This window comes from Sandarakinorhabdus sp. AAP62 (assembly GCF_000331225.1).
Taxonomy (GTDB): Bacteria; Pseudomonadota; Alphaproteobacteria; order Sphingomonadales; family Sphingomonadaceae; genus Sandarakinorhabdus.
The window spans coordinates 70,906-83,385 of the sequence record NZ_ANFY01000004.1 but is presented as its reverse complement, the minus strand read 5'-3'; the positions used below and the strand labels follow the sequence as shown (position 1 = coordinate 83,385).

General features: G+C 64.8%; 12 protein-coding genes. 3 read left to right on the top strand and 9 right to left on the bottom strand.

Features of this window, described 5'->3' with window-relative positions; genetic code table 11:
• Positions 1-4: 4 nt before the first annotated feature.
• Both accB and aroQ read right to left on the bottom strand, forming a co-directional pair.
• On the bottom strand, positions 5-505 hold the full coding sequence (gene accB / locus D619_RS0103755) for an acetyl-CoA carboxylase biotin carboxyl carrier protein (RefSeq protein WP_017667233.1): 501 nt from the start codon (positions 503-505) through the stop codon (positions 5-7).
• Positions 506-540: 35 nt separating this feature from the next.
• Positions 541-987 (bottom strand): type II 3-dehydroquinate dehydratase, encoded by a 447-nt coding sequence (gene aroQ / locus D619_RS0103750; RefSeq protein ID WP_017667232.1) that lies wholly within the window; start codon positions 985-987, stop codon positions 541-543.
• A 103-nt stretch (positions 988-1,090) separates the two neighbouring features.
• Between aroQ and D619_RS0103745 the strand changes: the two genes are divergently transcribed.
• The 3 genes from D619_RS0103745 to dapE are packed head-to-tail and all read left to right on the top strand — an operon-like array spanning position 1,091 to position 3,632.
• The gene (locus tag D619_RS0103745) at positions 1,091-1,780 is read left to right on the top strand and encodes a glutathione S-transferase (RefSeq protein WP_017667231.1); all 690 of its coding nucleotides are present in this window, start codon (positions 1,091-1,093) and stop codon (positions 1,778-1,780) included.
• Positions 1,777-2,487, top strand: coding sequence for a DUF1499 domain-containing protein (locus D619_RS0103740; RefSeq protein ID WP_017667230.1), 711 nt, complete (start codon positions 1,777-1,779; stop codon positions 2,485-2,487). The genes D619_RS0103745 and D619_RS0103740 overlap by 4 nt, the downstream gene beginning before the upstream one ends.
• A complete protein-coding gene (gene dapE / locus D619_RS0103735; RefSeq protein ID WP_017667229.1) occupies positions 2,487-3,632 on the top strand; it encodes a succinyl-diaminopimelate desuccinylase in 1,146 nt (381 codons plus the stop codon). Before D619_RS0103740 ends, dapE begins: the two co-directional genes overlap by 1 nt.
• Before the next feature lie 29 nt (positions 3,633-3,661).
• Here dapE and D619_RS0103730 read toward each other — a convergent pair whose 3' ends face one another.
• The 7 genes from D619_RS0103730 to D619_RS0103700 all read right to left on the bottom strand — a co-directional run bounded on the left by D619_RS0103730 (position 3,662) and on the right by D619_RS0103700 (position 12,437).
• Positions 3,662-5,242, bottom strand: coding sequence for a peroxidase family protein (locus tag D619_RS0103730; RefSeq protein WP_026090685.1), 1,581 nt, complete (start codon positions 5,240-5,242; stop codon positions 3,662-3,664).
• A gap of 64 nt (positions 5,243-5,306) precedes the next feature.
• Entirely contained in the window at positions 5,307-6,449 is a 1,143-nt protein-coding gene (locus tag D619_RS17105; RefSeq protein ID WP_017667227.1) for a M48 family metalloprotease, read from the bottom strand.
• Between the two features lie 12 nt (positions 6,450-6,461).
• On the bottom strand, positions 6,462-7,556 hold the full coding sequence (locus D619_RS0103720; protein ID WP_017667226.1) for a YjgN family protein: 1,095 nt from the start codon (positions 7,554-7,556) through the stop codon (positions 6,462-6,464).
• Positions 7,557-7,648: 92 nt separating this feature from the next.
• A complete protein-coding gene (locus D619_RS17100; RefSeq protein WP_017667225.1) occupies positions 7,649-8,368 on the bottom strand; it encodes a hypothetical protein in 720 nt (239 codons plus the stop codon).
• Between the two features lies 1 nt (position 8,369).
• The gene (locus D619_RS0103710; RefSeq protein ID WP_017667224.1) at positions 8,370-9,557 is read right to left on the bottom strand and encodes a toxic anion resistance protein; all 1,188 of its coding nucleotides are present in this window, start codon (positions 9,555-9,557) and stop codon (positions 8,370-8,372) included.
• A 108-nt stretch (positions 9,558-9,665) separates the two neighbouring features.
• Complete coding sequence (locus tag D619_RS0103705) at positions 9,666-10,823, bottom strand: aromatic ring-hydroxylating dioxygenase subunit alpha (protein WP_017667223.1); 1,158 nt, start codon at positions 10,821-10,823, stop codon at positions 9,666-9,668.
• Between the two features lie 36 nt (positions 10,824-10,859).
• Positions 10,860-12,437, bottom strand: coding sequence for an amidohydrolase (locus D619_RS0103700; protein ID WP_017667222.1), 1,578 nt, complete (start codon positions 12,435-12,437; stop codon positions 10,860-10,862).
• Positions 12,438-12,480 lie beyond the last annotated feature (43 nt).

Sequence of the window (12,480 nt, the reverse complement as noted above, 5' to 3'; positions counted from 1 at the left end):
GGGCTTACTCAATGATCACCAGCGGCTGGTCATATTCCACCGGCTGCTCGCTGTTCACCAAAATGGCCTTGACCACGCCGCCCTTGGGCGCGGTGATCGGGTTCATCACCTTCATGGCTTCGATGATCAGCAGCGTCGCCCCGGCGGCGACGGTGGCACCTTCGGTGATGAAGGCCGGCGCACCCGGTTCCGGGGTCAGGTAAGCGGTGCCGACGATCGGCGATTTCACCAGGCCGGGGTGATTGCGAACATCATCGCCGCCGGTGGATGCAGCGGCGGCCGGAGCAGCAGCCGCGGGCGGCGGCGCGGGCCAGCCACCCGCCGGCGGCGCCGGGGCGTAGCTCGCAGGGCCGGCCGCCATGGAAACTGCAGCCGCAGTGCGGGCAACGCGGATCGTGCGTTCGCCGTCCTTCACTTCGATTTCGGTCAGATTGCTGGCGTCCAGCAGCTCGGCCAGTTCGCGCACCAGGCCGGTGTCGACGACGATTCCCTTGGTCTCAGACATTTTTGTCCCGTCTATTGCCCCAATGTAATCCCGGCTTACTGCCGCAAAGCCCCCGCCGCGTCCAGCGCCAGCCGATAGGATGCGGCACCAAAGCCGGAAATCGTGCCTTTCGCCGCACGCGCCACAAAGCTGGTGTGGCGAAATTCGTCGCGAGCGTGGGGGTTGGAAAGATGCACCTCGATCACCGGCACGCTGATCGCCTTGATGGCATCATGGATGGCGATCGACGTGTGGGTGAGCGCGCCGGCATTCAGGATCACCGCCAGCGCGCCGCGCGCGCCGGCCTCCTGCAGCCAATCGACAAGATGGCCTTCGTGATTGGACTGGCGGATATCGACGGCCAGCCCCAGCCCGGCCGCCTGCTCTTCAAGGCTGGCGGCGATATCGTCCATCGTGGCGTGGCCATAGATCTGCGGTTCCCGGCTGCCCAGCAGGTTGAGATTGGGCCCGTTCAGCACCATCACGAGAGGTTGGTCGGTCATCCCCCATCAAAACCACGAAGCGCGCCAATTGCCAAGGGCGGCTTGCCCCCCGCAGCTTATTGGGCAATGCTGCACGGCAACAAAGGGGGTGGGGTCGCAGCCCATGAAGATCATCATCGGCAATCGCAATTATTCCAGCTGGTCGCTGCGCGGCTGGCTGGCGGCCAAGCAATCGCTGCTGCCGTTCGAAACCGAACTGCGCGTGATGGATTCGCCCGACTGGATCAGCGGCGAGGCCAAGGCCGACATGCCGTCAGGCAAGGTGCCGGTGCTGTGGGACCATGGCGAGGCGATCTGGGATTCGATGGCGATCCTGATGTACCTTGCCGACAAGGCCGGGCACGATCGCTTCTGGCCGCGCGACATGCATGCGCGTGGTCTGGCCTATGCGATGTGCGCCGAAATGCATTCGGGCTTTGCCCCGCTGCGCAGCGCCTGCCCGATGGATCTGCAGCATCATTTCCCCCGCTTTGCCCCGTCCGACGCCGTGATGGCCGACGTGCGCCGCATCGAGGCCCTGTGGGAAGAAGCCCTCACCCGCTTTGGCGCCGAAACCGGCGAGCCCTGGCTGTTTGGCCGCTTCGGCGCGGCCGATATCATGTTCGCGCCCGTCTGCACCCGCATCGACAGCTATCACTTGCCGGTTGGCCCCACCGCGAGCGCCTACGTGACACGCGTGCTCGATCACCCCTTTGTGGCCGAATGGCGCGCCGAAGCGCTGCAGGAGGATTATCCCTTCACCCGCTACGACGTGCCCGGCGCCGTCAATATCTCTCAGGAGAAACGCCCATGAACCCCGCCAACATCGCCCGCGCCACGCTGGTGGCTGCCTTGCTGATGCTCGGCGCCGGGCCGCTGCATCGCTTTGGTGTCATCGGCTGGCAGGTCTCGCTCGGCCTGTTCGTCGGCGCGGCGCTGCTCGCCGGCATCGGCGCCTGCTGGTGCCTTTATCAACTGCTGCGGCGGCGCGGCGGCACCATCACCGTGATCGCGGCGGCGGCGGGCTTTGCGGCGGTGGCCGTGCCGGTCGCCGTTGTCGTCAACGCCGGGGACAAGCCGCCGATCAACGATATCAGCACCGATACCACCACGCCGCCGCCCTTCCAGGCCATCGATGCGACCTTGCGCGGCGCCGATGCCAGCCCCATCGATTACAACCCGGCCTTTGCCCCCGAACAGGCCCGCGCCTATCCCGAAGTGCGCCCGCTCGATCTGCCGCTCGAACCCGGCAAGGCGTTCGACGTGGCGCTGGCCGCCTGCGATCCGGGCTGGCAGATCATCCTGGCCGATCGCGCTGCCGGCCGTATCGAAGCGGTCGAGCGCAGCACCTGGTGGGGCTATAGCGACGATGTCGTGATCCGCCTGACCGCCACGCCCACCGGCACCCGCGTCGACATGCGGTCCAAGTCGCGGGTCGGCCAGAGCGATCTGGGTGCCAACGCCCAGCGCATCGCCGCCTATCTTGACCGGGTGGCGGCGGAAATGCGTAAAGCCGGGTAATGACCGCCCCTGATCCTGTCGCCCTCACCCAAGCCCTGATCCGCTGCCCCAGCGTCACCCCGGCCGACGAGGGGGCGCTGGACGTTCTGCAGCGGGCGCTGGCCAGCCTCGGCTTTACCTGCACGCGCCTGCCCTTCGGCCATCCGCCTGATGGCCCGGTGGACAATCTCTTTGCCACGCTGGCCGGCATGCCTGGCCCACATTTCGCCTTTGCCGGCCACAGCGACGTGGTGCCGGCCGGCGATCTCGCCGGCTGGAGCGAAGACCCGTTTGCCGCCGACGTGAAGGGCGGTTTCATCGTTGGCCGCGGCGCTGCCGACATGAAAGGCGCGCTCGCCGCCATGGTCGCCGCCACCGCCCGCCATCTGGCGCAGGGGCCACTGGTGGGCCGGCTCAGCTTTATCATCACCGGTGATGAAGAAGGCCCCGCCACCTTCGGCACGACGATGATGCTCGACTGGATGGCAGCGCAGGGGCTGGCGCCCGATCTTTGCCTGGTTGGCGAGCCGACATCGCAGCACAAGCTGGGCGACATGATGAAGATCGGCCGGCGCGGCAGCCTGAACGCCTGGATCACGGTGAACGGTGCGCAGGGCCATGTTGGTTATCCGCACATGGCCGACAATCCGATCACGCGGCTGGTCGCCATCCTCGCCGAACTGAAGGCGCGCGTGCTGGACGAAGGCAATGACTGGTTCCAGGCCTCCAACCTCGAAATCACCGACATGAGTGTCGGCAATCCCGCCACCAACCTGATCCCGGCCCAGGCCCGTGCGCGCTTGAACATCCGGTTCAACAACGAACACACGGGCGCTGCGCTGTCGGACTGGATCCGTGGCCTTGTCGCCGCCCACGCGCCGGCGTCGCACGTCGAGATCAAGATTTCCGGTGAAGCCTTCCTCACCGAACCCGGGCCATTGTCTTCACTGGTCAGCGCAGCCATCACCGAGGTGACCGGCCGCAGCCCCGAACTTTCCACCACAGGCGGCACGTCGGATGCCCGCTTCATCCGCCGCCTGTGCCCGGTCGTCGAATTCGGCCTGCCCGGCCAATCGATGCACAAGGTGGACGAACACGCCGCGGTGGCCGACATTGAGGGGCTGACGGCGATCTACGAAGCCGTGCTCGCGCGGGCGCTGGCCTAGAGCGCTTTTAGACCAAGTTGGAAAGCGCTCTAGCTGCGCTTCCACTCCTTGCGGGTCATGCCGACGAAGCGCTTGCCCAGGCCGGTACTGTTGCGGGCCAATATGTCGCGCAGCGTCTGGGTGCTCTCGATCAGCTTGATGCCGGCCTCGGTGAAGGCGAGCTTCTTGTTGTGCGGATTGCCCCACACATGCTCGCTCAGCAGCGGGTTGGTCAGCGCCTGGCTGAAGGCGTCCATGGCCACCATCGACGACACGAGTTCGGGCAACGGGCCGTTCTTTTCCACCCGTTCGGCAAACAGGCCGACATAATATTCGACATTGTTCACGTTGCCGTAGAGGCCCTCCAGCCGCTTCGCCAACGCCGTCAGCCGCGCCTGTTCCTGCGGATTGTCGCTGCTGCCAACGATGGCGGCGAAATTGCGCGCCGGTTCCATGCCCATGGCCGTGCGATAATCATTGTAGCTGGCAACATTGTTGAGCCGGGCCTGGTTGATGGCGCCCTTTTCGGCAAACATCATGAAGCTGGCGGCATTTTCCAGCCCCAGCATGGCGGTGCGATTGGCGGCGGTGTTGACGAAGCTTTCCGCCAGTCCGCTGGCCAGCAACAGGCCATTGTTGAGCAACAGCGAATTGCCGGGATGCGCCTTGTCACCCCAGGTGACATTTTCCATCACCAGCCCGTGCCAGCGATAGAGCAGGCTGAATTCCACCGTCATCCAGTTCGGCCGGTTCCACTTGGCGCGCCAGGCTACCTTGGGATCGGCCTGCAGCTTGAATTCGGTGGTGTTGATATGGTTGATATATTCCTCGACCACGATCTTGATGAACATCACGATGATGATGTTGCGCGCGGTTTCGAACAGCCGCTCATCGTCCCAGGCCGGATTGTCCCTGGCCAGCATCCCCGCCACCCGGTTGTGCTCGCGCAGGAACAGCGTGTTCATCATCGCGGTCTGCGGCACCGCGTTGACCCGGTCGCCGCCCACGGCAAACAGCGTGGCCTTGCCGGCCGGAGTCACATTCTTCAGGCCCAGCGGCAGATCAAGCCCGGCAAATTCGGGCTTCACATTGCCATCGGCGCCATAAAGGAACGGCGAAAACTCCTCGCCGTTCAGCATCTGGCTCTTCAGTCGTCCGCCCTGCCCGCTGCGCAGCGCCCGCGTCTGCACCTCGGTGCGGCCATAGAGCGGCGACAGGTCGATCTCGTGATTCGAGGTCGTGCGGCGACGGTCTTCCCTGGCGTCATCATTGTGCAGCATGGTGCGGATGAAGCCATCGGTGAGATATTGCGCGAAGGCCGGGAACAGCCCGGTCGATTTCGGGCACAGGCGCTGGTTGGTGCCGGGCAGCCGCGCAAACAGCGCCGTGACCTGATCGATCGGCGGTCGGCTGGTACCGCGCCCTTCCCCCGTGGGCGGCTTGGCCGGCAGCAGTCGCGCATTGTAGGTGCGGTCGGTCAGGCCCGACCAGCTGATATAATCATGCCTGGTGGACCAGGGGTGTGGCCGGTTCCGCGTGACATTCACTGTCCGGTCGATCACGAAGCGATTGACATCGTCGTCCAGATCAAAGGCTTCCAGCGCCTTGATCACGATTGACAATAAAGACATGGCCTTACCTCCCCACCAAAGGATACGACCCTGGCGGCTACGCTAACAGGTCAAGGGCGGCTTGTCATGCCGGTCCGTCGGCTTTTGGCTTGCCCGGCCTGGCGCGCCCGGCCGCACAAATGCCGCGCAGCGCCTGCCACTGCGCCGCATCCAGGGCCGGTGTCACCGAAGCGCTGGTAACCGCCGTCTTGAACAGGCGCGACCGGCTGCCGCTGTCGGGGTGGCTGGCCGTGAAATCAGCGAGGCGCGAGACACGGTCGGCCGCCTCCTCAAGCTGGGTCGGCGCCTTCTTTGCGGCCTGGCCCTTCTTGGCGGGCGCGCGCGCCGGGCGCTGCTGGCGCTGCTGCCGGTCAAAGAAATCGGCGGTTGGCGCGATGGCCAGATTGGCGCCGCGCAGCAGTGCGATCGCACCGTCGTCCGCCGCCGCTTCCGCCTCGCGCGATGAAGACAGCAGCAGCAGCGTATCGGCCCCGCCAGCAAGATTGCCGCCCAGCGACTGCAGCAGCAGCGACAGGCCGAGCTGGCGCACGATCGCCCGTTCGGAATCGCGGGCCCTGATGTGCGACAGTTCGTGGGCCAGCACGCCGGCGACTTCATCCGGGCTTTGCGCTTCGGCAATCAGCTTGTCGAACAGCACGACCTGGCCGCCCGGCAGCGCCATGGCGTTCACCACCGGCTGATCGATGATGGTCAGGCTGATCCTTTCCGCCGGCTGCGGCCCCTGCAGCCTGGCCATCAGGGCCTGGGCCGCAGCCGTGCCGGCAGGGGTCGCGCAGCTCGTGCCCAGCCCCTGCACCAGGCCGATGCCGATGGGTGCCATCACCGATCGCGGCAGCCGGTGCGCCACCGCGTTCAGGATCATGTTTCCCCCAAACCACAGCGCCAGGCCCAGCACCGCCACCCCGGTCACCGCCATGGCCACGCGCCGGCGATCATCACTGGTGAAGCTGCCGGCCACCACCATCCGTGCCCGCCAGTCGGCCGGCATGGGTTGCTCCAGCCGCACCAGCCAATCGGGCCGATTGGCGTGGCTGAGCGTCAGGCCATCCTTGCTGCAGCGCAGTTCATGCCAGGCCAGGAACTGATCGCTTTGCGCCTGGATCAGCTGCAGGCCGCCGCCAACCGCCCGCAGCATGACCTGGTGCGGGCGCGCGGTCTTCCCGTCAAACAGGCGGCCCTGCAGTGGCCGTTCCGGATTGATGGTCATGGCCACCCTGGCTCAGATGGCGCCGACATCAAGCGCATCGGCCAGCCCTTCCCCAAACAGCGGCGCTTCGATGCGGGTCTGCGCCAGCCGGTCCACATCCATGGCGCCATCGGCGGCAATGTGATTGACCATGAAGCGCCAGTGCCGCCACCCCAGCATGAGCGAGCCAATGCCCAGCGTGAACACCACCAGAGCCGCATTGCCCAGCCAGTAGCGCAGCCAGTCCCCGGCGGTGGCCGTGAACCGGAAGCGCAGCCCATCCAGCGACAGCCCGCCCACCAGCACCTGCCACTGGGCCGCGTAATAGCGCAACATGATGACCGCCAGCACCAGCAACCACCCCACATTGAGCGCCAGCACCTGCAGCACGACCGATGGCGGCGGCGACGGCATGGCGCTGCCGGTGAAGGAGACATGATCCCGCAGCAACCGCCATTCCGTCACCGCAACGCCGATCAGCACGATCAGCGCGATGCCCCAGCTGATCAGATACAGGCGCTGCAAGGGCCGCCAATCCGCCGCCGCCTCGAATTTCAGCGTGCCCATGCGCGCATCGGACCAGCGCGCATTGAACAGCCTGGCATTGGCATAAGGCGTCGCAAAGCCAAGCGTGATGATCTGCAGGCCAAACATCTTCACGCCCTGCCAGGCATAGAGCGCGGCCGAACCTGCCATGGCGCTGCGAATGCCGCTCCAGCGCGTCCGGCTGAGGCGGTAGCGCATCGCCCGCCAGATGGCGAACTGCACCAGCCACAACAGCACGGCATAGATCGACAATTGCGCGCCGAGCGCCAGCGCCGCCATGCCCATCCCCTTGGCCACCGCCGACACCATGGAGACAATCACCAATGGCAGGATGAGCACGAAGAAGGCCAATATGGCACCAATCAGCAATTCGGAACCCTTGCCCGTATATTCCAGCGGTTCCCCGCCCCAATGGGTGGCAGACCAGAGATGACGCCGTTCGCGCGTGCGCGCCCAGAAACGGTAAATGCCCAGCGTAACGATGGTCAGCAGCAAATTGCCAATGGCAAGGCCGAACCAGGAAGACCAGCCACTCGAAAAATCGGGACGATGTTCACCCGGTTCCGTGATCTGCAGCTCCACGCAATGCCTCCTGATTTCACCACACCGAAGATATTGCCGCCGCGTTCAACGCTGGCAAGCCGGCCAATATTGGAATTTTTCCAATCTGTACTTTATCGTGGCACGCTCTGGCCCTCGTTATAACGGGCCTCCAGAAACTTGCCTTGCACTCGCAGGCCATCGCGATCGCTTTCCGCAAGCGTGGCGGAAGCGCGGGCGAGTTCGGCTTCGACCGTCTTCAAGCCATCCATCACCGTGGCTTCGGGGGTGCGGCCATCATGTTCGACCAGCCCGGTACGCTGCAGCGGCGGGATGCGGGTATAGCGATCAACGAGTTCGGGCAGATGATTGCCCAGCAGGCGGCCAATATCCTGCGCCACCGGGTGATCGGCGGGCACGCGGGCCAGCTGCTTTTCCAGCGCCGCCAGCTGCACGGAAATCGCATCCAGCTGCGGTGCGGCCAAACGCGGCAACTGCTTGCGCTGGCGATCGAGGAAGGCCTCGGTGATGGCCGGCAGTTCGGCCGGCGGCGCCTTGTCGATATCGTCAGCGTCAGGCCCGCCCACCGGCAGCAACATGCCGGCAATGCCGGCCATCGGCAGCAGCAGCAGCGACAGCAGGAACAGGCCGATGCCCAGTCCGCCCGACATCCAGCCATAGACGGTGAGCGCCGCCAGCGTGGCGCCAAAGGTCATCATGCCGCGCGTCACCCGCGTGGCCATGTTGGCCTTGCGCTTTTCCCAGCGCCGGCTGCGCGCCATCTGCATGGCTTCGGCCCGCGCCAGGCGGCGGCGGCGGGCTTCGGCTTCGTCGAACGGTGCGCCTGTGGCCATATCAGGTAAGAGCGGTCAGACTGGACTGCGGCCCGGCGATCTGGGCTTCGGCCTGGCCCTGCGCGCGCGCCACATAAGCGCGGCTCTTCTCGACCTCGACCGACAGCGTGTCGACCGTGGTCTTCATGGCTTCCAGCGACTTCAGCTTGAAATTGTCGATGGCGTCCATCGTCTGATAGACATTCTGGAACGCGCGCTGCAGCGTTTCCACCGGGATGGTGGAGGCGGCCGCCTGTTCATGGATGGTGGCGGTGTTGGTCTTCAGCAACTCGCCGGTGGAATCGATGATGCCCGCCGTCGTGGCGTTCAACGAGGTGATCTGTTCCAGCACCAGTTTCTGGTTGGTCATGGCTTCGGCCACGGTCACCGCGGTGCGCAGCGCGCTCACCGTCGTCGTGCTGGCGCGGTCCACGCCCTTCATCAGCTCGATATTGTTCTTCTTGACGAGATCGAGCGCCAGATAGCCCTGCACCGAAACGGCCAGCTGGGTCAGCAGGTCCTGCGTGCGCTGGCGCACATAGAAGAGCGCATTCTCGCGGATCACCTTGGCCTTGGCCGGATCGACGACATCCAGTTCGGTCGCCCGCTCTTCCAGCTTGGCGTCCAGTACCTTGGACATGTGGACCATCTGTTCCAGCTTGCCCATCGCGTCCCACAGCTTGGTGCGCTCATCATCGACGGCGATATTGTCTTTCAGCAGCTCGTCCTTGCCGCTTTTCAGCGCGCCCAGGATGGCGTTGATGTTGCCCTGCGCGCTCTTGTAGCTGTCAAAATACGACCGCAACTTGTCGCCGCCAAACGGGATCAGACCAAATAATTTCTTGCGGCCCTGCAGCTTGCCATTCTTGCCGGGATCGAGATCCTCGACGATCTTGCGCAATTGCACCAGATCGGCACCGATGCCGGTTTCCTTGTTGATGGCGCGGGTCGGCCGATCGAGAAAGCGGTTGGACTGGGCGGCGGCGCGGGCGATTTCGGTGGCGCCCAGATTGGCCAGCGCATCGACCTTCTTGCCGAATTCCGGGCTGGACGCATCAATCGCCACCAGTTCGTCGATGAAGGCTTCCACCTTGGTTTCAAGCTGGGCCTTTTCCTGATCCTTCAGCGGCACCAGGCCAGCGGCCTTGGTCGGCGCGATGGCGCTCACCGCAACGGGGGCTTCCAGCTTGATGGCGACTTCTTCCGACATGCGTTTCCTCACCTGTTGACGCGCCAGCCTACCAGCAGCGGCGTCTGCTTGCTACTGTGTTAGGATTGCGACACGCTTTTGCAAGGGGCCGACGCGGAAAAACGCGGCTTATTCGGCCATCAACCCGGCGAGCGTGTCGTAATGCGTGCCAATGCCCTGCTCCAGCCCGCCGATCAGCAGATGATCGACCGCGCCGGATTTCAGCCCTTCATGGCCGAGCGCGGCAGCGCGGAAATCTTCCGAACCGAACACCGCGCCATCGAGCAGCGCCCAGCTTTTCGCCCAGTGCCGTTCCGCCTTTTCATCCTTCGGCGGCTCGGGGATCAGCATGAAATCCTCGACCCAGGTCTCGTCCACCCCGCGCGGCATCACCACCATGATGTTGATGTAATCCGGGCTGGCCACGATCACCGTGCCGGGGGTGAGATTATAGGTGAAGGTCATCGTGCGCCGCAGGTCGCGCATGTCATCCAGATCCATGCCCTCAAGCGCCGTCAGCCGCGCCACGGCGGAGCGTGAATGCGGGCCGATGCGATCGCCGGTGGTCACGCCATCCTGGAAGAAGGGCGCGATGCTGTTCGCGTGCAGGCGCAGCACATGATAACTCTCGGAAAAGGCGTCAATGATCAGCTTCCAGTTGGCCGCAACCTTGTGCGTGCGCCTTGCATAAAGATACTGATCGCCAAAACCGATGGCATCGAAATCGGCCGCCAATGGCCCGGCCGCCAGGCTGAAATCTGGCGCATTATCACAGTCCAGCCCGACCCAGATCAGCCCGCCCGCTTCCACGCTCGGCATCTCGACAAGATTGCGCGTGTTCTTGTCCAGCCCCGCGAACGTTTCGGCGCGCGGCAGGCCCTTCAGTCTGCCATCCGTGCCATAGCTCCAGGCGTGATAGGGGCAGACAAGCGCCGGTGATTTCACCAGTTCGCACCCTTCCACCAGCCGCGTGCCGCGATGCCGGCAGACGTTCATGAACACCCGCACGACACCCTTGCCGTCGCGCGCGATCAGCAGCGGCAGGCCAAAGCCATCATGCGGCACCGCCATGTTGGCCTGCGGCAGCAACGCCGACGGGGCGATCACCACAGGCAGGCGCTTGAACACCCGGTTCCATTCCCGGGCGAAATGATCGGGGCAGGTATAGGCGCTGGCCGGAATCTCCCGCATCACCCCGCTAGCCGGCTTGCCCGCCGCCGCCGGAATGCCGGCCGCCAGCGCCCGCTGGCCGGGCGTCGGGTGGCGCGGTTTGAAGGCGATATCCATGGCCGGATGGTGACTCCGTTCCGCGATCAACGAAAGCTAGTTTTTTGGATTTGCCCCCGCCTTCTCGTAATCGATTCCAAGCTGTTCCAGATACGACTTGTACTTCTTTGAATCGAAATAATATCTTTCCATCTGGGGGCGCATCTTCGCCATCAGATCGGCATTGAGGTGGATGGCCGGCTGATCCTCCGGGCCGAGTAGCGGCTGGTAACGCTCGGTCTTGAACTGCACCTCCTGCTGCCAGGCCTTGGCGCCCGCCACCAGTTCCGGAGTCGTCATCAGATCCAGGATCGTCATCGCCGCCACCTTGGCACCGGTCACCGCGCCCTTGTGGGCGATCGGCGTGGCCATTGCGGCCGCTGCCATCACGTTGTGATAGGAAATATTGGGAATGTTGGACGGATAGACCAGGGTGATGGTCGGCACCGTCCACATGATGTCGCCGATGTCATCGGAACCAGCGCCGCGATCGGGATTGGGATTGTCCGGCGACCACAGGTGCGGCCCATCGGTGGCCAGCGGCTTGTCCTTGCGGCCAAAGCCGGCCAGCACGGCGCGGGCGAAATTCCGATCGGCCTGGCTCCATTGCGGCAGGCCCACGGCCTTCATGTTGGCAAAGGCGGCTTCGGCGATCGGCTTGTTGCCATAGTTGGTGGCGGCATGGCCCAGCACGCGGCGCGTCACGCTGGTATCGGTCATCAGCGCGGCGCCCGCGGCGATGCGGTTGCCGGCGTCATACATGGTCTTCACCACCGGCAGGCTGAGATCGCGGAAATAATACCACACGCTCGCCTTGTCGGGCACGATGTTGGGCTGGTTGCCGCCGCCAGTGATCACATAATGGCTGCGCTGCGTGGGCGGCAGATGCTCGCGCTTCATGTTCCAGCCGTCGTTCATCAGCTCCACGGCATCCAGCGCGCTCTTGCCATCCCACGGGTTGCCGGCGGCGTGCGCGGTGAGCCCCTTGAACGTGTATTCCACGCTCAGTGACGCGGTATAGGCCAGCGGCCCCCAGGTGGTTTCCAGCCCGTCACCCACGTGCGCGAACAGATTGGCGTCGACATCCTTGAACATGCCGGCGCGCACATAATAGGCCTTGGTCGCCACCAGTTCCTCGGCCACACCCGGCCACAGCATGATGCGGCCCTTGATGCCGTTCTTCTGCATCACGTCCTTGGCCGCAATCGCCGCGACGATCATCATCGGCAGGCCGCTGTTGTGGCCTTCGCCATGGCCGGGCGCACCAGCCACCAGTGGCTTGTTCCCCGGCACACCCGGCGTCTGGGAGAGGCCCAGCAAGCCATCGATATCGCTGCCCAGCGCGATCATCGGCCCGCCTTCTCCCCAGGTCGCCGTGAACGCGGTGGGGATGCCCGCCACCCCACGCGTCACCGTGAAGCCATTCTTCTCAAGAATGCCGGTCAGATAGGCACTGGTCCGCACCTCCTGAAAGCCCGGTTCGGCAAAGCTGAACAGCTGGTCGATCATGTTGGCCAGTTCGCCGGCGCGCGCGTCGACAATGGCGGCGGCGGCGTCTTTCAGCGGCGCCGGCGCGGCGGCAAAGGCCGGTGCGGCAGACGCCAACAGGCTGGCGGCGAGCAATTTTCGGATCATGTCAGTCCCCCTTGATTGAGGGTGACGCTATCCGCCCTGCCCG

Bases quoted from the DNA above. Each gene is read 5' to 3' on its own strand.
- aroQ (WP_017667232.1), bottom strand. From the start codon at position 987: ATGACCGACCAACCTCTCGTGATGGTGCTGAACGGGCCCAATCTCAAC.
- D619_RS0103705 (WP_017667223.1), bottom strand. From the start codon at position 10,823: ATGGATATCGCCTTCAAACCGCGCCACCCGACGCCCGGCCAGCGGGCG.
- D619_RS0103740 (WP_017667230.1), top strand. From the start codon at position 1,777: ATGAACCCCGCCAACATCGCCCGCGCCACGCTGGTGGCTGCCTTGCTG.
- D619_RS17105 (WP_017667227.1), bottom strand. From the start codon at position 6,449: ATGACCATCAATCCGGAACGGCCACTGCAGGGCCGCCTGTTTGACGGG.
- accB (WP_017667233.1), bottom strand. From the start codon at position 505: ATGTCTGAGACCAAGGGAATCGTCGTCGACACCGGCCTGGTGCGCGAA.
- dapE (WP_017667229.1), top strand. From the start codon at position 2,487: ATGACCGCCCCTGATCCTGTCGCCCTCACCCAAGCCCTGATCCGCTGC.
- D619_RS0103710 (WP_017667224.1), bottom strand. From the start codon at position 9,557: ATGTCGGAAGAAGTCGCCATCAAGCTGGAAGCCCCCGTTGCGGTGAGC.
- D619_RS17100 (WP_017667225.1), bottom strand. From the start codon at position 8,368: ATGGCCACAGGCGCACCGTTCGACGAAGCCGAAGCCCGCCGCCGCCGC.
- D619_RS0103730 (WP_026090685.1), bottom strand. From the start codon at position 5,242: ATGTCTTTATTGTCAATCGTGATCAAGGCGCTGGAAGCCTTTGATCTG.
- D619_RS0103745 (WP_017667231.1), top strand. From the start codon at position 1,091: ATGAAGATCATCATCGGCAATCGCAATTATTCCAGCTGGTCGCTGCGC.
- D619_RS0103700 (WP_017667222.1), bottom strand. From the start codon at position 12,437: ATGATCCGAAAATTGCTCGCCGCCAGCCTGTTGGCGTCTGCCGCACCG.